Genomic DNA, 22,573 nt, shown 5'->3' with positions numbered 1-22,573 from the left:
ACGATGTGGCTACGAATTTTATTTGTAACATTGCTATACTGCGCCTCTGTTACCTTGGGAAGGTTGATTTTCGTTACACGCCATAAGTCGACACATCCCTAATCTAAAAAGTATTACTGACTAAAAAATCGTTGGAAGAGCATGCAAGTATATCTCGTTGGTGGCGCAGTGCGTGACGCACTGTTAAACAGAAAAGTTGTTGAACGCGACTATGTCGTGGTGGGCGCCACGCCAGAAGAAATGCTCAGCCAGGGTTTCACCCAAGTGGGTAAAGATTTTCCTGTTTTTTTACACCCTAAAACACAGGAAGAATACGCACTTGCTCGCACAGAGCGCAAGTCAGGAATAGGTTACACTGGTTTTGTATGCGATGCGTCAAGCTCGGTCACCTTAGAAGAAGATTTGTTACGCCGAGACCTTACCGTTAACGCGATAGCGCAAGACAACCTTGGAAACCTTATCGACCCCTATGGTGGTAAAAAAGATTTAGAAAACCGCGTACTTCGCCACGTATCTGAAGCCTTTAGTGAAGACCCTTTACGCGTATTTCGCGTTGCTCGGTTTGCTACCCGCTATGCTTATTTAGGATTTACGATCGCCACTGAAACCATGGCACTTATGCAGTCAATGGCGCAAAGCGGTGAGTTAAGCACGCTAAGTGCAGAGCGGGTATGGCAAGAAACAAAGCGCAGCCTTTTAGAGAAAACACCGCATGTTTTTTTCACGGTATTACACCAAACCCATGGCCTCAATGACTGGTTTACTGAGCTTGAAAGAAACGTAGATACTGCTTTGGCAACATTAAAAACGGCGGTAGCGCTAGAAAAGGCTGAAAACGAGAACGTTGTTAAAGACACGGGTTCAGAAACCCCATTACGTGCAAGCAGCGATTCAGAAACCGCTAGGCTGATAACAAGGTTTACTGCCCTGCTCTCTCACCTTGGTGAGGAAGAATCGAAACAGTTATGCAGTCGGCTCAAAGTGCAAAACCAAGTTAGTGAAATCGTCAACCTTGCCTGCAAATTCAAAGGCTTTCTTTTGAACACGCAGAACTCGCCTGCCGATTTACTTGCCTTGTTCAATGGCTGTGATGCGTGGCGTAGAGAGGAGCGTTTCACATTGTTACTTAGCGCTTTTGCGCCTTATGCTCATAACAAGGGCGTAGATTGGCAACACCAACAAAAGCGCATTGAAAATGCGTTGGCAGCTGCCAAACAAGTGAACGTGCAAGATATCATTGCCACCGGCGTTAAAGGCTCTGAAATAAAAGACGCGCTTAACCAAGCAAAGCTATCCGCTATTGCCTCGATTACTGATTAAATTAGATGTCCTCTTTCCCTGATATTGTAGGTAACCTCAAACCACAATGTGTATTTACCTACGGTGTGCGAATTTAACGCCAGTTTTTCTCAATGTTTTGGTATAGCAATGCTACAATACGCCCCATTCATTTAGAGCGTTTTTTATACTATGACTTTCGAAGAACTCGAATTAGACGAAGCACTGTGTCACGCAGCTGCCGATATGGGGTTTGAAACTCCAACTAGCATTCAAGAACTGGTTATTCCGCATGCGTTGGATGGACGAGATATCTTGGCCTCTGCTCCTACAGGTACTGGTAAAACAGCCGCTTTCTTATTGCCTGCATGCCAGTTTTTACTTGATTATCCGCGCAGACAACCTGGTGCTACACGTATTTTGATCCTAACGCCTACCCGCGAGTTAGCGTTACAGGTTTACGAACAAGCCCTAGCCATAACAAAGCATACACAAATTGTGTGCGGGGTAATAACCGGTGGTATTAACTACGGTACCGATAAAGAAACCTTAAGCAAGAATCTCGATATTCTTGTGGCCACGCCAGGTCGTTTGCTTGAACACATCGAAAAAGAAGCCGCAGATTGCCGCGATATCGAGTGTTTAATTCTTGACGAAGCTGACCGCATGTTGGATATGGGTTTTTCAACGGTAGTTAACCAAATTGCTGCCGAAGCGCGCTGGCGCAAGCAAAACCTACTGTTCTCTGCCACGCTTGAAGGCAAAGGCGTTAAGACCTTTGCCCACGACATTCTTAACAACCCTGAAGTAGTTGAAGCTAATCCGTCGCGCAAAGAAAAAAACAAAATTCATCAGTGGTATCATCTTGCTGACGATATGAATCATAAGCAAGCGTTGCTGGTGAATATTTTGAAGCAAGAAACGACGACGTCAGCGGTTGTGTTCGTGAAAACCCGCGAACGCCTGCAAATGCTAAAAGACTTCTTAGCCTCGAAAGACATTCCAGTGTGCTGGCTACAGGGTGAAATGCCACAAGACAAGCGTAATGCAGCCATGGCACGCTTCAAAAGCGGTGAAGTTCCTATCTTATTGGCAACTGACGTTGCTGCCCGTGGTATTGATGTGCCCAATGTAAGCCACGTTATTAACTTCGACATGCCGCGCAAAGCTGACATATACGTTCACCGCATTGGTAGAACCGGCCGCGCTGGCGCCAAAGGTACTGCAATATCCTTGGTTGAGGCTCACGATTTTGACATGGTAGCCAAAACCGCACGTTACATGGGCGAACCACTTAAAGCTCGCGTTATTGACGAACTACGCCCTAAAAACAAAACGCCTAAAATTGGCCCCAAAAAGAAAAAAGTGAAGGCAAAAGACAAAGCTAAGGCAAAAGCTAAGCCTAAAAAGAAAAAGTAAAACTCGTGCACGTAGAGGGTGAGCGATGCGATAGCCGAAGGTTGGGAGTGGCTTTCGCAAACACGCGGTAAACACATCCATGTGCGCTCCACTGCCGCATCCCTGCGGCAGAGGGTTTACTCAAACCACTCCCAACCTTCGTCCTGAATAACCTAAAGTAACCCGATGAATGTGTTCGAGCGTATTTCAGGAGCAAAGAAAAAACGAGGAGTCTGGCACAATGAAATTCCCAGAAAAAATTGTTTTAGCCACAGGTAATCAAGGTAAGGTGCGAGAGTTTGCATCCTTGTTTGCAGATTACGGTGTAGACGTTGTGGCACAAAAAGAATTAGGTGTATCTGATGTGCCTGAAACAGGTACAACATTCGTCGAAAATGCCATTATTAAAGCGCGTCATGCGGCACAAGTAACAGGCCTTCCTGCTATTGCTGACGACTCAGGCCTAGTGGTTGACGCCCTTGGCGGTGCACCCGGTATCTATTCAGCCCGCTATGCTGGCGCTGATGCAACTGATGACAGCAATATTGACAAGCTATTAGCTGCCCTACATGGCGAAACCCAGCGTAAAGCGCATTTCTTCTGTACATTAGTGTTTATGCGCCATGCTGAAGACCCAGTACCATTAGTTAGCCAAGGTAAATGGCAAGGCGAAATTTTAACTGATCGCTCTGGTAACGACGGTTTTGGCTACGACCCAGTTTTTCACGTGCCAACTCACGGTTGCACCGCTGCAGAATTGGAGAAAGCCGAAAAGAACCGCATTAGCCATCGCGGCAAAGCCTTAGCGATTTTGCTTGATAATATGAGAGCAACTTTTGCGTAATCCACCGCTTAGCCTTTATATCCACATTCCTTGGTGTGTTCAAAAGTGTCCGTACTGTGATTTTAACTCTCACGGGCTTAAGTCTGATTTACCCGAGAAAGAATATGTGGCGCACCTGCTAGACGATTTAGCCATTGATGCCATACGCATAGGAGATCGCCCTGTTGAGACAATCTTCATAGGCGGTGGCACACCCAGTTTGTTTTCAAGCGAGGCCATGGCTGACATCTTAAACGGTGTTAGACAGCGGGTTAATTTGAGCGACACTGCTGAAATAACCATGGAAGCCAACCCAGGCACCGTTGAAGCCGGTAAGTTTGCGGGGTTTTATCAGGCAGGTGTAAATCGAATATCGGTGGGTATTCAAAGCTTTCAGCCGAAGCATTTAAAAGTGCTAGGCCGTATTCATAATGAAAGCCAAGCCGAAAATGCGGTGAAACAAGCGCACAGCGCGGGGCTACCTACATTTAATTTAGATCTCATGCATGGATTGCCGGAACAAAGCGTCGACAATGCTATGGCAGATCTAAAGCAAGGTATTGAGTTAAATCCCTATCACCTATCGTGGTATCAGCTTACTATCGAGCCAAACACGCCTTTTTATTCCAAGCCGCCAGAGCTACCTGACGACGACATTCTGTGGGAAATACAGGAGAAAGGCCACAGCCTTTTACAGCGTGCGGGCTATCACCAGTACGAGATTTCAGGCTACGCTAAAGCAGGGCATCAATGCCGCCATAACCTTAATTACTGGCGCTTTGGCGATTACTTAGGTATTGGATGCGGTGCACACGGGAAGATTACCGATGCAGCTAACGGCACAATTCATCGTACCGTTAAAGTGAAGCATCCAAGAGGCTACATGGAAATGAGCCGTCCGTATTTAGATACGCAAACGCGGGTTAGTGCAGACGACCTGCCGTTTGAGTTCTTTATGAACAGGTTTCGTTTGGTTGAGCCTTGCCCGATTAGTGATTTTAATGATTTCACAGGTACTGAATTAACGGATGACGTTAAACGCGCACTGTCTGATGCTCATCACCAGGGGCTACTTTCTATTTCAGATAGTCACTGGCAGGTAACTGCTAAGGGACGTAGATATCTCAACTCGCTACTGTCGTGTTTCGTATAATCTTGCCGTTTTGAATTAACCGAAAAGCTTGATCAAAAAAGCCTGCTCACGCAGGCTTTTCTGTCTTAATCAGTCTTTAACTATGATTAGTACACGTATTACTTATTTCAACTAGTTTTCACTCTTATCATGGCGCGTAATAATATTGTAAGGCTTGAAAGCAGGCACGCTTGCTCGAAGGTTTTCTTCCGCTACGTCTAAGCGTTTGAGCTTTTCACAAAACCACTCGGCCTTTTTACGCAATGTCGTAGCTTTATCACCTACATCAAGGTGCTCACCCACATTATTAAGCTGACGAGTAATTTCCGCTACTTTCTCTTGGTTAACCTCACCGCTTCCAGTGTTGATACCACTGATTGCCGATAATATACCGCCAACAGAGGTCGAAATAGCTTCCTCAAGCTGAGCTTCAATTTCACTATCGACAAATTCGTCCACGCTTTCCAGCGACCCGGGGCCGATAAAGTAATGATTACTAGCGTGTCTAAATTTATCTTTCACCCGATTTTGAACGCGCTTCATAGCAGCGTTTAAACGTTCATAGCTGTCGTGATCACTGCCTACTAAGCCTAGGTAAACATGCTCAATGGTATCAATAGCTAAATCTACACCTTCGGTGGCCAAAATAATCATTTTTGGTACTACATAGTGTAAGCCTGAAGAATACTCGTTAAGCCACTGCTTTTCCTGTTCGCTTAGTGTCTGCCAACGCCCGCCTATAAACAGCTGGTTTTGGTCGTTAATTTGAACCACGGTACGAGTTTTATCCATTACGCGCAGTTGCGCATCATTAACGGCAATACCGTAGGCAAAATCTATATTGCAGGTATATTCGGCCTGAGCCGTTGTACTAAGCCCAGCGAATAAAAAAATTGTAAGAAGAAAAGCCTTAAGGCGCGATATCATTTTCATACCATCATTGTGGCTAGCTTACTGAGAAATAAAAGCCAACATGAGTCTAACGTGCTAAAAATCAGGTTGAACATGTCGAGATGATCAATTTAGGCATCGCTTAAACTGATCGCAAATGAAAACGATAAATATCTAGACTCTTAACGTTCAAACCAAAAACAACGAAGCACGCATTATAGAGCGTGCTTTATTGATAAAAAGTCTCAGGTCCGGATATTAGACGAAAGACTAATAAGAAAGGGTGTGGATTTTTCTACGCCTATTCATTGGTATAGGTACGCACCAAACGTACGTAGATGAAGCGGTCTTTTTCTTTTATAGAATGACTAGCGTTGAAGAACGCAACAACCCAGGTTCTGTCTGGATCGTCCGCTGAAGGCGTAGATGTCCAAAAGTCATCCGGTGGCGTTGCCGGAAAAAGTGAGCTGTTAATTGCGGGTCGCACACAGTCGCGCTCTGTTATGGTTGCCAACTCTTTGACGTTAGGTAAGCGCCACCCCAACAGGTCATTGTCGCTTGCTTGCTGCGCAAGTTGCAAGGCTTGCTGCCACGTATATTTAACCGCTTCGCCGCTGCACGTAGAACCATCCCACGTTTGTCCTTCCGAACAACGCCTCCACACCAAGTCTGTGGTGGTATCCAGCAGAGTACTAGTGGTAACCGCTTCAAAATTATCGTTTGGCGTAGTCTCTAGTCCATCTGATAAACATTCTTGGGCATGAGCTGTTACAGACACTCCTAAAATCAGTGCAGATGCAGCAAGCAGATTGAGTGAAGTTAATATTGTTTTCTTCATCACTTTATCGGTGATTGTATTGACTGGTTTACTCATGACTATCTCCCTGCTCTTACTAAACGAACACGTCCGGCCGTCGACTTATTAAGAAAGTTGTCGACGCCTGAGTCAAAATCTAACGCCCATGCATTTTGTGCGTCGTCGCTATTTACCCCGTCAGCACTGGGCACGGATGTCCAGTACCAAAGCGGCTCGGTTGAGATTGCGCCTGTATTAGGGAAATAATCTTCATCAATGGCAACATCATCGGCAATGCCCAAATGCATTAAAGAAAACAGTTCATGGTGAGTAGGTAAACGCCAGTCATAAAAGCCACATAAGCCTTGCGAATTTACCGCTTCAACATATGCAGACGTATTGCAGTTAGTTAATAAACAGGTGGCGTTTGCCCCTGTCTCATCACCTTCAAACCCACCGTTTACTTCTTCGCTATACCAAGAGTACGTATAATCCTTATCTTGAAATGCGCCGTCGTCAGTTTTCACTTCCCATACTAGTCCGGTTACATTATCGCGAACGCATGACCACGTATCAGCACTAGCATCTTGCTCATCACCGTTAGCGTTTAAGCGCGTGAAGTCAAACCCAGCTTTACCCCGCCCTGCTTTTTCTATTAAACCGTTTTGCTCAATAATATCAGCGCCACGTTGCCCGTCCTGCCCAGGAAAGTCGTTTTGCTGGGCTTCGGTTAATGCGTTATTGGTCGCTTGTTTTAAAAAGCCAGTGTCGTTTAAAAGCGGCGTAGGCATTGGGCGCACATTTACGTTAATCGTATCTTCAACGCTATTACCGTTGGCGTCAGTCACAGTGAGGGTATAGGCCACAACAGTAGAAGACGATACCGAAGGTGCTATGGCAAATGTGGATAGTGCATCGCTGTCATCTACAGGACGGTTAGCCGCGCCAGTAGTAGCCCCACTGCCCGAAGATACATTGTTGCTGCGCTCCCAAGAATAAGTAAGCGGTGAAGCGCTAGGAATACTGGTACTGGCCTCACCTTCTAAAATAACTACTTCGCCGCTGAAAACACCCTGCGAAAACCCCGCCTCAACAACCGGCAAGGTTTCAGTTTCTGATTGAACGGATATAGTGACGGTATCAGTATCAGTCGCGCCTTCGCTGTCGGTCACTTCTAACTGAAAGGTAAGCTGCTGTGCATCGTTGGCGATGGGCGTTACTATGGTCAAAGTAGAAAGATTAGTTTCCACCCCCGTTATTACGTTGCTGCCGCTGGTTTGCGTCCACTCGTAATCAGCGATTTCGCCTTCTATGGCAGTGGAATCTGCGTCACTGCTTTCGGTGCCATCAAAAATAATTTCCACTCCGCCAGGGAATGTATTTTCCGGCAAATTATCCCACTGTGGAACATTGATACTGGCTACAGGAGCAATGTTCACGGGCGCAACTGTGATGATGGTAAAGTCATCTGCCGTATTACCGCTTTGATCATTAACCGATACGGTCAACATGTATTCAGTAGCGCTCTCTACCACCGGCGCTACAAAGCTTGCAGCAGAAGAACTCGTATCTTCATGAGTAATCGATAACGAAGGAGACGCACTCCAGTTATAAGTGTAAGCTCCATCGCCTCCGCTCACCTCAGCGCTTAGCGAGTACGTTACGCCTTCTGTAACTGTAACATCGGGGCCCGCATTTATTACTAAATTACCGTTGCCCGTTTCCCCACCATTTGAGTCACCATCTCCGCCACCACCGCAGGCAGAAAGAATAAATACGCCGCCAACAATGGCTAGCCCTCTCACCACTGTTCGTGAAAGGTAATCTGAAAATGAAGACTTGATTAATTGCATACATACTCCCGCCGCACTTGATGCTAAAACCTCAGGCGCAGTGCGTGAAAAACTCAATGTAGATGAAATTGCAAAGTGGCTATTAGCCTCTGCTGCGTTACGTAGCGGTTAAGATAAGGTGTGTTTCAATTTACTCGCGACTAATCGCGCTTCCTGTTCTTCGGACATCGTAACTTGCAGTGCCTCGAGCTGCTTTTTACCTACCGCCACATCAGTCATGTCGTAAATCATCATGCTTATAAAGTCCACCTTCCCTGTTGCTGAGGTAAGTGGAGATAGCGTGATGTTTTGATACATAAATGACTCACTACCTGTAATCGGCCGGTAGTTAGGAAACTTGAATAAATACGGACGCTGCTCCCAGGTCATGAAAGCGCGCGTTTTTAAGTCGAAGACAGGCTTAGCTTTTTTCATAAACCATTCTTGCTTAATTGAAGGGAAAAGCGAAAATAACGTTTTGTCTCTTACTTCGCTCGGCAAGAGCCCACTATGACTTTCCATAAAGCCATTCCATACTTGTACGGTAAAGTTACGGTCAAGTACAACGATCCCAACATCTACCGTTTGTAGCATGTCCATCATCCAATGGAATTCTTGTAACTCATCTAAATGCTGGCTCATTAGAAATCCTCCAACAAGTGGGCAAGCTTTGAATTCATCATTTTCATGGACTCTTCCGTGAACAGTAAAATCAAGTCGCATTGGACGTTGTAGCCTTCGAGCCCATAGCTGAGTTCAATTGCTAACGTCCGCTTCCACTTAATTTGGTTCATGCTAATAATTTCAGTAATTGCGCGGTGCTGACCAAGCACAATTGGGTGCCCCTGGCTGAAGTTAATATCCATTTGATTTGCTAAGCCAGTTAGACAGGTTCCAATCAGAATACTTGCCGCATCCATTAACAGCTCTAGCTGAAGTTGGTCATCTACTTCACCTTCAACGTTTAGAATCTTGGCAACATCATCAAAGCTAGAGTCGCTCAAAATGCACAAGGCCTCCCCACTGACACCCGGCCCCAAAAAGCCTTGGCAAACCGCGGTAACTTGTTCGTGGCTTTCAATATCAGAAAGCATCATATGAAGCTCTGAAACTTCAATGAGATTTACGTTAGGTATGGGGAGCTCAACGAATACATTCATGGTGCGCGCGAGGTGGTCCCCTGCTTGCCCCATCGCTATATTGGTAATTTCTTGGTAGCAATCGCGAATATCAGGGTCAAGCGGCGTAATATCTTCTGGCTCTTCGTCCTCGACATGAAGAATATTATATTTATCAAGAACCTCAGCGAGCTTCTTGGGGTCTACAGGCTTGCGGATAAAGTCCAGCGCCCCCAGCGACGTCACTCTTTCATGCGCTTCCGGCTGTATGTCACCAGACACTACAATAACCTTAGTTTTAAGACCACGCTGTTGGATTGCTTCTAGCGTGCCGTATCCATCAAGAACAGGCATGTTTAAATCTAAGAGTAAAAGATCCCCTTTACCATCGGCGAGCGCAGATAAAGCATCTTGGCCATTCTTCGCAAAGTGCACGGCTACTTCCCAGTCTTGAGGGAGGCACTTAGCCACTTGCTTGCGCGCAACTAACGAGTCGTCACATACGAGTACTGAAAACATTAAGTTCTTTTACCACCTAGCTTTTCCAACCAGCTGCCGCTGTTATTTTCTAGTAATTTCAATTGTATCGGCACAACTACTGTGAACTGAAGTATTGATTTTGCTTCGGTCACAGTGGGTGGTGCTACTCTATCGACTTTTTAAACTGATAGTCTGTATATGGTGATACGAAACACCTCACTAAGAAATAGCACTTTTGGGGAATATTGCCAGCGTCTTTCACATTAAACTACCGACTTACAAGATGGTAAAGAGTAGCAAGCCTTCGGCAGTAGGTTTAAAGAAATACGCCAAACACCAGAGGCAACACCAAAGCAGTGAATATTCCATTCACGCAAAGCCCGAGGGTAGCCATAGCGGCGACATCTTCCCCCATATGGATAGATTTAGCAGTCCCAATAGCATGGGCAACAGTACCTAAAGCAATGCCTTGCGCCTGTCGATCTCGCACGTTTAATGCAGAAAAGACTCCGGTCGCCGCAATAGCGCCCACGATACCTGTAGTGATAACAAAAACGGCTGCTAGCGCAGGAATTCCGCCAATGTGAGCACTGGCTTCCATCGCTAAAGGCGTGGTAATCGATTTAGCCAACATGGTCATCTGTAAGGCCGACGGTGCGTCTAACGCAAACAACGTGAACCATGCGGTAATAGGCGCAAATATTCCACCAAAGCCAATACTTAATATTAACCTCCATCCGTAGTGCTTCAAACTTTGCCATTGTCGATAAATTGGTAACGCGAGCGCAACAGTCACAGGCCCTAATAGCCAGTGAAGTAATGATGCCGAGTGCTGATATTCATTGACTTCGGTATTAGTCAAATAAAGGAGTAAAGAGACAAAAGCAGCCGTAAAAATAATGGGGTGCGCAATTGGGTGACCGTTACATTTTTTATTAACCCATAGCGCGATAATGTAACCGACAACTGAAATGCAGAGCCACAACAAACTATTCAAGCTAAACGCTTGATTTAAAGCATCAATCATTCAGACTTTCCACCCGCTTGTGAAGTACTTGAAGGTTTATTCAATTTGCTGCAAAACAGCTTTTGCGCGAACCAAGCCGTGATACCTAAGCTCAATGATGTAGTAAGGATAATAGCTATGGCGATTGCCAGCGCATTGGCCTGAATATCATCCCAATAAATAGACACACCAAGTACGGCGGGAACGAAAAATAGTGACATATGCTTCAAGGGAAAGGTAACAAACAGAGCCGTAGGTACTTCCAGCTTAGGAGAAATGAAAAGCATACCAAGCAGCAGACAAAGGCCGACCAATGGCCCCGGAATAGGTAAATCTAAAACGGTTACGGCGAAAAGCCCAGCATAATACGCTGCGAAAACCACTATGGCCCCCACTATCGTGCCACTCACATCTCGCACTTTCTATCCTTGCTTTAAAGAATTCAGCAGTAAGTGTAACGATTAGCGAGTTCGAGCACCAGCAGGACCATAGTCGTATGATCTTCCTTAGTATTTAATGGCCCTCTGCTTGCCAAAACTGATAGTAGTATTTATGTGTTACTTTAAAGATTTCGCCACCTTGCATAACCACTCTTTGCTGACTTAGCCTTTGCTCTACATGCGCAACATATTTTGCATTTACTGCAACTGAACGACTACAGCGCTTGAAATGGTGCTCGCCAAGTCTCTTAATTAATTCACACATCGTTGTGCGAACCACATAACTTTCAGACAGTGTTTGCACGCACATGTAATCCCCAGCCGCTTCTATCCATTTAATATCAATGGGGTTTAAGCAACACCACCCATTATCAGTTCGAACACCAACCACGTTAGGCCTAGAACTTTTGCTTAACTGATTGCGTAATGTTGCTAACAACGCGGGCTTAGATACACCATATTGTTTGCACAACCCTTGTAACATTGCATTGAATTGAACATCACGTTCAAAGTAACCAAATTTGTTTTTTACGTATCCGATAGCCTCTATTAACTGGTCTTCTTCAAAAGGCGTTTTAATAAAACCAGATGCATTGTGCGAAAAAGCAAGAAGCGCCTCTTCATCCTTGTCGCCCACTGCTAACCAATACTTCGAAGCGATATTACGACATGACTTTGAAGCCGAATAGAAGCCGATTGATTGAGGGTACTTTTCAGCCAAAGCTAAACAGTGGCCCACTGACTCAGCTCCATATACATGGCTAAACAGGTTTAGTTTCCTCAATATTTTGCAAAGTGAGTCTTGCTTAGATGCAGATTGTAAGAATACTAATGAGATCATCTGCGCTCCTTTGCAATTAAATAACGGTTATGTCTTTCTTGGCACTCTATTTCACAGCGGCCAAAAGAAAGTGAATTACGAAGAAGGGTAAAAAAGGGCTACGCATTACATAGCCCTAACTCCAGGGCAAAGCATTGACTAGCGCTTAGCGGTCAGTACGCTTGGGCTTGCATTAATGCGGCGTGCAATATGCTGAGCAGTTTCAGACGCGTTATGAGTAGCCGCAAAAGTCAGCATATCTTGACCATTACACACCAAGCCCTCGTGAAGGACTCTCATATTTAAGCCTGTTGCTTTTACCGCGCGATTCAGTTTTAAGCGGCTGTCGCTTTTAATCGCTTTACACACAGCAACTAAGTTGCCTTCTAGTTCGGCAGGAAAATAGCCAGCATGTGCAGCAGTAGCAGTTAAAGAAAGGGTGGTTCCTAGTAAAGCAATTTGGGTAACACGGCGTAACGTAAACATAACAATTTCCTCTGATAGTATTAGGCAACGCGGTGACGACCTCTGCTTGTCGCCGCACCAATAAACTAGTTGGGTTTTATGATATCCACGCTACAAAAGCGTTAAAATACGGTTACCTGAGTTGTAGCGATAAGTGCACAAAAGATGAGGTTTAACTATCGGTTCAAACTGTTATTAATCGTAGTTAAGACACACTTTGCAACAGTTAGGAAATTAGAGTGGGTAGCGGAAGAAATGGAGTCACCAGGGATGGAAACAGGTGTTAACTCTTAAGAGCCAAAAGATTGGGGTCAGATTACCCAACCCCAAATAGCTCAAAGCTCGTTTGCCTGACACAGGTAGGCCTACTTTTAGAAAATACTATCTTGGTGAATTTTGATAAACATGCCCGTACCAATTTTCGAGTAGTCAATCTTGTATTCTTTTCCGTTGAGCGTTTGGATGAACACTAATGTTTTTTCGTCGCCAAAAACGTCGCTAGTAGTTACATCAACCAGTTCCATATCCATCATTTTGGCATCGCGTTTATTTTCAGGCACCTTGCCTTCGTACTGCTTAATGCCTTTATAGGTTACTAAGATTGGCGGGTTATCATCGCCATTAATAACCAACAAATCTAACTTTCTAATTTTATGAATGATGGTGTTTCGACCACTTGTTATGAAGGGTTTTTCAGTCATTCTCATCTCCGCGACCGCTTACCTGCTTTTTTTAATTATTAACATAGAATGTGAAACTCGATTCTATCACGATGTTAACAAACAGCACATAAGCATTTGGTTGATACATGTGTGCAAAGTATAAACATAAAACTCATAAAGTAAGCAATAAATCGCTAGTTTTTGCTTGATGCGTGCATTTCTACAAATTTTTCGTCAGTTAAGCTTTGTAAGAAAGCCACAAGGGCAGCTTTTTCTTCTTTCGAAATACTAAAGCTTTTAATGAACGGACTGCGATAGGCATTGTGACTTCCCGCATGGTTTCCGCCTCGGGCATAAAAATCTATCACTTCCTCTAGGGTAGCTATACTTCCATCGTGCATATACGGCGCAGTTAGCGCGATATTACGCAAAGTAGGTGCTCTAAACTTTCCCATATCTTGTTTATTATGCGTCACGCTATACAGGCCCATGTCCGATTTTGGATAGCCTCCCATCCCATCCACGTTATACAAGCCAGTGTTGTGAAAAGGTTGTGCACCGAAAGGCTGAAAACTATGCTTTGAGGATTGTGTAAAGTTGAGACCACCGTGACAGTGAAAACATTCGGTGCGCTCAGAAAAAAACAAATTTAAGCCTTTAAGCTGCTGTTCAGTTAACGCTTCGTCATCTTGAGCATAGGCGTAAGCATCAAATGCACTATTAAACGAAATAAGACTTCTTACATAACTTGCCAGTGCCTTGACGACATTATTAAAGCTGGGGGTTTGTTCACCATACGCTGCAGAAAACAGTTCCGGGTAGTCACCACGCTTCAGACGCTCCAATATTGCATCTTCGTTTCCGGTTACTCCCATTTCTACAGGGTGCTCATTGAAAAGCGGAATCAATAGCTGTTTTTCAATACGGTCTAAACCGTTATGTGCCCAAGTAAATGAAGCGTTGTACGCTACGTTGACCAAGGCTAATGCGTTGCGATTAAGCGCGTCACCATGCACACCAACAGACTTGGCTTTAGGTTCTGCAAACGCTTTTTCAGGATGGTGACAGCTGCTACAAGACGTCGTATTGTTGGCACTTAACGCGGTATCAAAAAACAACTTCTTTCCCAATTTAACGCTTTCTACAGTCATCGGGTTATCGGCTGGTACCGTCGGCGCGGGAATATTATTAGGTAAATTCCACTCATAGGGCGTTGGGGCTTTTGTGCACGCACCTGTCCCAACTAGAACAAAAAGAAAGCCCACGAATAAATAAAAGGTATGGGCTCGCTTCTTATATCTCGCGAAAAACATCTTTATTGCCATTTGATCCAAGGCCGATGCACAAGGTTTTGAATCAGTTTTTCACACGGCTCTGTTTCAGGAGATTCAAACATACAACTTGGCGCCTCGTTTAAATCAACTTGCGCTACTATGTTAGACACAGAGACCTCTAAGTCTAAATCGGTATCAAGCTGAGTCATCGGTAAAATAAACTCTACACGGTTAGTAAAAGCACAGGATTTTTCAGGTGACCTAACAGCTGACTCAGAATCACAACCAACGCTGCCCAAATGATAAGACCATTTACGATCTCCTGTTCCATTTTTTGAAACGTCTAGCCTAAGAAACTTATGACCATTTTGCCAACTCCAGAACATTGAGCTGTCGTTTAAAGGCGAGGGTTGTGTAAGCGGGTTAGCGTGATTTACGTCAAAGGGAAGTCCCATAGTAAAACGCAAGTTCGTCGATAGTTTCAATAGCTCTTCGGACACATCCAATACAATTTTGCTGTTTGCGTCGTCAGGATTGCTGCATTTGTTGTGGAATTTCAGCAGGGCTTCATTCGGCGTTTGCCACTCAGTTTGTTTGAACTTAACGCGCTGCCACTTTCCGTCAATGCGTACTTCAGGCTTACTGAGATAAAAGCCGAAATAATCCACATTCCAACGCTGTTGCCCAATACTCATTATCATCGGACATGCCCCCGTATCAATACCCACAAGCTTAAACGGAATCTCGCCTGGCTCCCGTCCTTTGAAGTTTACTGAATCACACCCCACTAACGACACGAACGCCGCTAAAAGTAACGAAGGCATGACACTCATGCGAAAAGGCATTTTCATTTACTTATGTACTTCCTTTGATTATCTGGTAATTTTTTAAACAACCAGCAATTTTTAATACTTGCACGGACGACAAGATGAATGCATTACAAATAACGCTAATAGTGCTGCTTTTAACATTTATGAGTCAAGCTGCACAGGCTCACACTGACCACGATAAAGCACGCTTTGTCGCCGAAAACGGCATTGACACAGGAAACTGTGACAACCGTTTCAGACCCTGTAAAACCCTGACATACGCGGCTAGGCAGGCCAATAAAGGCGATAAAATTTTAGTCGCTGAAGGTCAGTATTTTTTCGACAACGCACAGCAAGCACAAGTTCTAAACGACAGTCTTCTTCCTGTGCTTGGCGGTTTTTCTCGTAAAGATCACTTCCAAGCGCAAAAGCCTGCGTTGCACAAAACTACGCTTCTAAACGTACCCGTATATCTATCAGAAGCATTGTACCAAAAAGGCTTCGACACTATTGTTGATGGTAAAGCAACAGTACCTTTTTCATCACTAACCGCACAACATATGGAAGTAAGTACTACCGTTAGCGCGAATGAAAGCTGTAGTGATGGGACAGCTGCGGACTACCCGTGCAACAACATCGATTTACTTTCCCACGTCCCGGTTAGCGTACTGTCATCGGTATCAAAAGGCGCTAATGATATCTGGGGGCACGTGGATCTAAACAACAGTAGAGAGTACGCCATCGTTGGTATGCAGGCCAGTATAGCGGTTGTAGATGTTACCGAACCGACTTCCCCCGTGGTTGTGGGAGAAATTACTGGGCAGAGTACATCTTGGCGCGACATCAAGGTATACCAATATTTTGATAGCGCTGCGGGTCGTTTTAAAGCTTATGCCTATGCCAGTGCAGACAGTGTAACCGAAGGGTTTACCATAATCGACCTGAACGACTTACCTGAAAGCATAAGCCTAGTTAGCCGCAATACTGATGACAACCGCGCACATAACATCTACATTTCTAACGTTGATTATACACTGAACATACCGCTAACCGGCGTAATACCTCAGCTTCACTTAGTAGGCCAAGATAGCAATGGCGGCGCGTTTCGCTCTTACGCACTGAGTTCCCCTCGAGCACCAACAGCCTCTTATGTACCTAGCGAACTTACTCGAGCAGATTACACTCACGACGCATCGTCAATGCACATCACCGATGCACGAGCTGAAGCGGAATGCGTAAGTGCAACCGCTTCTGGATGCACAGTAATGCTCGACTTCAACGAAGGCTCAATGCGCCTTTGGGATCATACCGATACTGACAGTACGTCAGAGCTAAGTAGCACTAGCTACAACGAAGTTGCCTATACCCACAGCGGCTGGTTCAGTGAAGACAAGCATTACGCATTTGTTCACGATGAATTGGATGAGCGTAACTTTAGCCTGAATACTCGGGTCATGATTTTTGATATTTCATCGCTCACTGCGCCCGTACTGGCGGGCGTTTGGACCAGTGACAACGACACCATTGATCACAACGGCTACGTAAGAGGCAACCGCTATTACATGTCGAATTACGAACGTGGCTTAACCGTACTAGACATTTCAGATCCAACCGCACCTGAAGAAGTAGGTTTCTTCGACACCTACCCTGCTTTTAACAGCACTAATTTCAACGGTGCCTGGGGCGTTTATCCATTTTTACCTAGCGGTAATATCATAGTCAGCGATATTCAGCGTGGCTTGTTTGTTTTAAAAGACAATACGCTTACCACGGCAACTGTTGTGGCGTTTTCACAAAGTAGTTATGAGACAGAAGCCGATACAACATTTAACCTTCCCGTTACGAAAAGCGGCGACAGTGCCATGTCGGTAAACTACGAGGTATTATCGGGCTCAGCTACAAGTGACGATGTTTTGCAAGCCTCAGGCGAGCTTACTTGGGGCGCAAATGATACCGAGCCCAAAAACGTTACACTTAGCGTAAGCGCTAACGATGATACTGAAAGTGATGAAATACTTTTTGTAAGGCTATTTAACCCCCAAGGCGGCGGTATTGCCTCGGGTAGCGGCTATACACAAGTGACTATACTTGGCACGGCGCAACAAGGGAAAGTTGAATTAAACACGGCAGAACGCGCTGTACTAGAGACCGATCCTGAACTTACCTTAAGCCTTGCTCGTCAGGGCGGAAGTGAAGGTGAAGTTAGCGTGAATTATTCACTAGAAAATGGCACAGCAGTGAGCGGTGAAGACTTTGTAAGTCAGTCTGGCACACTGACTTGGAGCGACGGCGACACTGTCCAGAAAACGGTTACGGTAACGCTCATCAACGACAGTATTGAAGAAGATAGCGAACAGTTTCGTTTAGTACTTACTACAGAAGATGCAAACCTTCTTGGCGGTGTTGCGGAAACTCTCATTGTCATAAAGGATGATGAAAGTAATCAAGCCCCCATAGTAAATGCTGGCACTGACGTAGACACCGATGTTAGAGCAAGCGTTGAACTTACAGGCAGCGCACAAGACCCTGAAGGTAATCTGGCGAGCATAGAGTGGACACAGACCGCTGGCGAAACAGTTGCAATAAACAGCGCTGACACATTAACTATGTCTTTCACCGCCCCTGCGAACGCAAGCAACTTAACGTTTGCCCTAAATGCAACTGATGAATTTGGGGTTAGCTCTAGCGATACCGTGGTAGTTAACGTAAATGAAAGCGCAGCAAGTGTACCTGTTGAAAATAGTTCAAATAGTTCGAGCGGTGGCGGTACAACGACCCTATTGAGTATTTGCGGGCTAATTTTGGCACTTGGACTGCGCCGTGTTCAACTGCCGATTAAAAGGCCTAAACAATAGGCTAGTGAACAAAAATAAAGCAAACAAATCACAAAGCCATCAGCGAGACGTGACAAGGCAATTAAAACTGCTTATACTTGCGCTCGCTTGTGGTTGTTATGCAAAACAATTTGCAATTATCACTATAAAGCGCATCTCAATATGGCCCCATAGCTCAGTTGGTTAGAGCATCCGACTCATAATCGGCAGGTCCCCTGTTCAAGTCAGGGTGGGGCCACCATTTTTCTTCATTTCAAGCGATAGTCAATACTAACACAACATTCCAAACTTCAGTTTTAGTCGGATAATGACTCTACCCCATAAACGGGGGATCAGCATTCGCGCTTGCTCCAAAAAAAGCTAGGCCCCACTTTCCGCAGGGCCTATCCATTTCCTTTACATTGCAATTTTAAAACGCTTTTTACTGGGCCCACATTTCTACTGAAATGACAGGTGCCCCCGTATCTGTGGCGTCAACTACAAACCTAAGCGTTTGCGATTGGCTTACTGTTAGCTGAATATTACCTGCACCCTGCTGAAGCGTAAGCGACTCGCCAACATTTATCGTCCCACCATTGCTTCCTAGGTTCGGTGACGACCAATTGTCTTCTGCCACTTTAAATTCATGAGTACCAACACTCACGTTAAAGCTAATTGAATAAATGCCAGCACCTTCGTACACCATTGGGCGAGACGTACCCCAATCTCCCATAACGCCACGCACATAAATAGTGGTTTCACCATAAGGCGCAGGTACTGCGTTGGGGTCTTGCGTTGTAATAGTAAGGGTTGGGTTTGCATCATTCGCGGCGTCTAGCTCGAAGGTATAGTCGCCGTCACTGATAATATTAAGCGTAAGGTTATTGCCGCCGTTAGCAAGTGTAGCAGACTGCCCTGCGCCTACGGTTACTCCGCCACCAATGTTCGCTACGCCAAAGTTCTCGTCGGCTAATTTGAATTCATAGCTACCCTCGAGCAAACTAACTTCGATGCGATACATATCATTGCCCACATACTCTAATGGTAACGATGTGTCCCAATTGTTCATGCCGCCGCGTAAATAAACGGTTCTATCACCGTAAGGTGGCAGCGCAGACAAACCATAGCCTTGCTCACCGTTCTGCGGTTTCACAAATATGGCAGTGGTAAGCGCTGGCACGCTGAATGTGCCGTTATTAAACGTTGCACCTTGAACGCGCTGGTCAGCAGACGTTTGCTGGTTGGCGTGAAGTTCAAAGTTTGTCGCATCACTAATAGTGAAGCTTTGTGTGCTTTGGGTTCCATTAAACAACACCACAATAGCGTCGTTATTCTCGTCTAAATCTTCAAGACCAATACCATCGTCAAGACTCATTACAATAAGCCCTTGTATTTGCCCTTCTCCGGTATTGTGAAAACGAATACGCTGCGCGATGTCTTCAGCACTGTTTAACCTAAATAATTTGCTGGTTGCACGTACATTTAAGAACTCATTGAATAGCGAAGAAGTCAGGTGAATATCTTGCGAACTAAACTGAGAATTGGGGTTTGCAGAAACACTACGAATCTCGTCCCATCGCGCTTGATTATCTTGTGCTAGCGGTATGCCAATATTCCAATTGCTCTCAGCTTTCGTGAAGTCAACGCGGTTGAACCAGTCACCAGCATCGTAAGTGTTGCGGTCCATTGACTTCGAACGAATAAGCTCAGATCCCATGTGCATGAAAGGTATGCCTTGGCTTAGTAACGGAATAGACAAGGCCACATTTTGCACGCGCACACGGTCTTGCACTGTCATATCACTTGGCAACCCATATTGCAGCTGATCCCACAACGCTTCGTTATCGTGTTTAGAAATGTAGTTTACGGTGTCAGCAGGGTCTTCACTGTAGCCAGCTGGCTGACCATTCCAATTGTAGTCATATGCTGAAAGGTAAGTGCCGTCAGCAGCAACAAACTGATAACTACCTACATTCCCCACCAACCCAATTCTAATAGTGTCTTGGTCGTGCAGGCTACCACCTGCATTAAACAATGCGGCGCTGCGCACGGCTTCGCGTTGCCTATCAGAGAATGTACCAATTTCAGAGCCTGCCATGTTTAGCTGTGCTGCTTGCTCGAATCGACGGTTATTCACTACCTCACCAAAGTTCCAGCCTTCTCCATAGAAATAGGTGTCTGGATCAACGGCGCGCACGGCTTCTCGCGCGTCTAAAATAGCTTGTTTCGGTATGTGCCCCATTAGGTCGAAACGGAACGAATCAAACCCAAAGTGCTCAGCAAAGCTTACCAATGAATCGTTCATTAACTTTGCCATCATGGTGTGTTCAGTTGCGGTGTTTTCACAACAGGTTGAATTTTCAATACGCCCAGTTGTTTCGTTTAAACGCTGGTAGTAGCCAGGCACTACTTTATCTAACACAGAGTTATCAAACAGTCCTGACGACGCAGTATGGTTATAAACAACATCTAGTACTACCCGAAGTCCCATTTCATGTAGCGCTTGGTTCATGGCGCGCATTTCTACAATACGAGCTTCACCATCGGGGTCAGTAGCATAGCTGCCCTCTGGCGCGGCAAAATGATGCGGATCGTAGCCCCAGTTAAAGCCATCGAACCCACGCATACTTTCAACTAATGCTTGGGCTTGCGTAGTGTCAGGCGAGTAGCTTTTAAGTACGTCTAGTAAAGTTGAATTATCATTTTCAACGCCACAAACAGGCGCTTCAGCATTTAAGCTGCACAACCTAGCTACTGTATCGGTAACGTCCACACGGCTTTCTGCGTCTTCACGAATAGTGGCAATATCATTTGCAGGAAGCATATGAAAGTGGGTTAATCCAGCATTTTGCAATGACTGAAGATGTTTTACAGGCACTGAGTTAGACTCAGTAAACGCCATGTATTTACCGCGATTTTCAGGGCTTGTGCTTTCATCAAGAATGCTGAAATCGCGAATATGACTTTCGTAAATAATAATGTCTTCTGGGTCGCCTGAGGCAGGCACTACGTGATTGTCCCAACCTGCTGGCTTTAAATCAGCATCATTAAGATTCACAAATTGCGTAAATCGACCATTGGTTGAAAGCGAAACAGAGTACGGGTCGGTGGTCTCCAACACTTCTATATTCTGAGTTAGCGGATGGAAGACCGTAAGTTCATAGCGATAGAACTGTCTGTCTAAATCAGACTTCTGCCCTGTGTGATGCCAAACACCCGTTGCAGCATCTAACACCATAGGATAGGTATTTTGCAGTACCTTAGCCTTGTTATACACCTTCAAATTTACAGATTGCGCTGTAGGCGCCCATACTGAAGTAGTTACGTCGTTACCGCTGTAGCTTACGCCTAGTTTAGCCTCGTCGGCGTCATTAGCCGTGCGAGTGTAAAGGTAGTCTAATACTCTTGGCGTTTGTACACGCGTTGAATCTAAAATGTTGCCGTCTGCGTCTTTGGCAACAGCAACAAGCTGACCTGTAAGCATTAGTTTAGCTTGCGCTTCACTCACATCGAAAGTAAAACCAGTGAATCCATTAAGATGAGGGTTTGTGTCGTAATGACTCTGCTCAGGAGTGTCGAGCGTCATTGGTACTCGAGTTGCCGAGCCTAATGCACCAACATTTAATAACGACACGCCTGCGCTTTCGGCGTCTAAGCTTGCTTCGCTTGAGTAATAAAGCGCAATGTCTGCTGCGTCGCCATCATTAGTTAACCACAACAAAGTGTTGTCATCCATCCAATGCGCGCGGGCACCGTCTAAAAATTGGGGGCGACTTGTAATAGGTGTATACCAAAGCTCTGGAAAACCGTTAAATGTGAAAGCTTGATTTCCAAACTCTGGCTCAAACCGGCTGTCAGCACTGCCTAGCGCTTTGTCATTGCCTTTGTGAACGATAAAGTTATAACAATCGGCGCCCGGCTCGACGGTTAGCACATAGTAGGCACCGTACTCTGGGTGAATACCGTCTGCTGGATATGGGTCGGGCCAATTGCTGAAATGCGAGCTTTGGGTTGTCGGCTCTGCGTAGTTACCACATGCTTGGCCATTCCAAAGATGTAATCCCCATCCGTCGTATTGGCCGTCTTCTCGGCTGTAAAATACTGCTATTTGATTTTGTTCCAGCGCAAGCCCGGTTCCACTTCTATCTTCAACGAATGATTGCACGCTAAGGTCTAACGAAAAACGGGCTCGTTTAAGTTCGAACCGTCCCACCACCGACGCGCTTTGTCCGGGTGCTAAGGTGTCTACATCTATCGTTAAGTAAGGCGTTCCACCTACTTCTCCACTTGCGTTCGCTAAAGCGTGGCTACTCGCATCAAGCAAAACGCGAATGGGCCCAGTCAAGTTCGTTTCGCTGGTATTTTGAACCGTAATAGTACTAACGTATTGTCGATTAACGCGGTCAAATGCAGGGCGGCTAGGGTAACGGGTATCCGCCGTTTCAATTGCTTGCCAGTCAGCAAGCGTTGGCATACTTGCCAAAGCCAGTAAAGGTAAAGCGGGTAAGCAAATTAAGGTATTCTTTTTCATGGCAA

The 22,573-nt window shown here is 45.4% G+C and carries 18 protein-coding genes and 1 tRNA gene; 6 read left to right on the top strand and 13 right to left on the bottom strand.

The genetic code is table 11. The features are described 5' to 3' along the window. The first annotated feature begins 141 nt into the window (after positions 1-141). From V7R55_RS03130 to hemW, 4 genes are all read left to right on the top strand, one after another. Positions 142-1,320 (top strand): CCA tRNA nucleotidyltransferase, encoded by a 1,179-nt coding sequence (locus V7R55_RS03130; protein ID WP_334057268.1) that lies wholly within the window; start codon positions 142-144, stop codon positions 1,318-1,320. A 150-nt stretch (positions 1,321-1,470) separates the two neighbouring features. Then, positions 1,471-2,697: an ATP-dependent RNA helicase SrmB gene (gene srmB, locus V7R55_RS03125; RefSeq protein ID WP_334057266.1), complete on the top strand. Its 1,227-nt coding sequence runs from the start codon at positions 1,471-1,473 to the stop codon at positions 2,695-2,697. A gap of 220 nt (positions 2,698-2,917) precedes the next feature. Continuing rightward, positions 2,918-3,520: an XTP/dITP diphosphatase gene (locus V7R55_RS03120; protein ID WP_334057265.1), complete on the top strand. Its 603-nt coding sequence runs from the start codon at positions 2,918-2,920 to the stop codon at positions 3,518-3,520. Further along, positions 3,513-4,652 (top strand): radical SAM family heme chaperone HemW, encoded by a 1,140-nt coding sequence (gene hemW, locus V7R55_RS03115; protein WP_334057263.1) that lies wholly within the window; start codon positions 3,513-3,515, stop codon positions 4,650-4,652. The genes V7R55_RS03120 and hemW overlap by 8 nt, the downstream gene beginning before the upstream one ends. Positions 4,653-4,763: 111 nt before the next feature. On the opposite strand, the gene V7R55_RS03110 is transcribed toward hemW, so the two are convergent. The 12 genes from V7R55_RS03110 to V7R55_RS03055 all read right to left on the bottom strand — a co-directional run bounded on the left by V7R55_RS03110 (position 4,764) and on the right by V7R55_RS03055 (position 15,266). Beyond that, positions 4,764-5,558 carry a YggN family protein gene (locus tag V7R55_RS03110; RefSeq protein WP_334057261.1) on the bottom strand — a complete coding sequence of 265 codons (795 nt, stop codon included), beginning with the start codon at positions 5,556-5,558 and terminating at the stop codon, positions 4,764-4,766. Positions 5,559-5,823: 265 nt separating this feature from the next. Continuing rightward, positions 5,824-6,396, bottom strand: a complete 573-nt coding sequence (locus V7R55_RS03105; RefSeq protein WP_438823570.1) for a DUF1566 domain-containing protein — start codon at positions 6,394-6,396, stop codon at positions 5,824-5,826. 2 nt (positions 6,397-6,398) lie between these two features. Next, complete coding sequence (locus tag V7R55_RS03100; protein ID WP_334057259.1) at positions 6,399-8,171, bottom strand: Lcl C-terminal domain-containing protein; 1,773 nt, start codon at positions 8,169-8,171, stop codon at positions 6,399-6,401. Between the two features lie 108 nt (positions 8,172-8,279). Further along, entirely contained in the window at positions 8,280-8,792 is a 513-nt protein-coding gene (locus tag V7R55_RS03095) for a PAS domain-containing protein (protein ID WP_334057257.1), read from the bottom strand. Beyond that, positions 8,792-9,787 carry a response regulator gene (locus V7R55_RS03090; RefSeq protein WP_334057255.1) on the bottom strand — a complete coding sequence of 332 codons (996 nt, stop codon included), beginning with the start codon at positions 9,785-9,787 and terminating at the stop codon, positions 8,792-8,794. The genes V7R55_RS03095 and V7R55_RS03090 overlap by 1 nt, the downstream gene beginning before the upstream one ends. A gap of 277 nt (positions 9,788-10,064) precedes the next feature. Then, a complete protein-coding gene (locus tag V7R55_RS03085) occupies positions 10,065-10,775 on the bottom strand; it encodes an LrgB family protein (RefSeq protein WP_334057253.1) in 711 nt (236 codons plus the stop codon). Further along, positions 10,772-11,173, bottom strand: coding sequence for a CidA/LrgA family protein (locus V7R55_RS03080; RefSeq protein ID WP_334057251.1), 402 nt, complete (start codon positions 11,171-11,173; stop codon positions 10,772-10,774). The genes V7R55_RS03085 and V7R55_RS03080 overlap by 4 nt, the downstream gene beginning before the upstream one ends. A 94-nt stretch (positions 11,174-11,267) precedes the next feature. After that, positions 11,268-12,035: a LytR/AlgR family response regulator transcription factor gene (locus V7R55_RS03075; protein ID WP_334057249.1), complete on the bottom strand. Its 768-nt coding sequence runs from the start codon at positions 12,033-12,035 to the stop codon at positions 11,268-11,270. Between the two features lie 138 nt (positions 12,036-12,173). Then, positions 12,174-12,500, bottom strand: a complete 327-nt coding sequence (locus V7R55_RS03070) for a DUF3718 domain-containing protein (RefSeq protein WP_334057247.1) — start codon at positions 12,498-12,500, stop codon at positions 12,174-12,176. Between the two features lie 350 nt (positions 12,501-12,850). Continuing rightward, entirely contained in the window at positions 12,851-13,180 is a 330-nt protein-coding gene (locus V7R55_RS03065; protein WP_334057245.1) for a hypothetical protein, read from the bottom strand. A 155-nt stretch (positions 13,181-13,335) separates the two neighbouring features. Next, positions 13,336-14,466 (bottom strand): MbnH family di-heme enzyme, encoded by a 1,131-nt coding sequence (locus tag V7R55_RS03060; RefSeq protein ID WP_334057244.1) that lies wholly within the window; start codon positions 14,464-14,466, stop codon positions 13,336-13,338. After that, on the bottom strand, positions 14,457-15,266 hold the full coding sequence (locus tag V7R55_RS03055; RefSeq protein WP_334057242.1) for an MbnP family copper-binding protein: 810 nt from the start codon (positions 15,264-15,266) through the stop codon (positions 14,457-14,459). Before V7R55_RS03055 ends, V7R55_RS03060 begins: the two co-directional genes overlap by 10 nt. Before the next feature lie 77 nt (positions 15,267-15,343). Between V7R55_RS03055 and V7R55_RS03050 the strand changes: the two genes are divergently transcribed. Then, positions 15,344-18,079, top strand: a complete 2,736-nt coding sequence (locus V7R55_RS03050) for a choice-of-anchor B family protein (protein WP_334057240.1) — start codon at positions 15,344-15,346, stop codon at positions 18,077-18,079. Positions 18,080-18,222: 143 nt separating this feature from the next. Beyond that, a tRNA-Ile gene (locus V7R55_RS03045) sits at positions 18,223-18,299 on the top strand. Between the two features lie 180 nt (positions 18,300-18,479). Here V7R55_RS03045 and pulA read toward each other — a convergent pair. Further along, the gene (gene pulA, locus V7R55_RS03040; protein ID WP_334057238.1) at positions 18,480-22,568 is read right to left on the bottom strand and encodes a pullulanase-type alpha-1,6-glucosidase; all 4,089 of its coding nucleotides are present in this window, start codon (positions 22,566-22,568) and stop codon (positions 18,480-18,482) included. Between the last annotated feature and the right edge of the window lie 5 nt (positions 22,569-22,573).

It is taken from the genome of Alteromonas sp. S005 (assembly GCF_036864475.1).
Taxonomy (GTDB): domain Bacteria; phylum Pseudomonadota; class Gammaproteobacteria; order Enterobacterales; family Alteromonadaceae; genus Alteromonas.
Note: the sequence above shows the minus strand (reverse complement) of the source record. Positions and strands in the feature narration are given on the sequence as shown.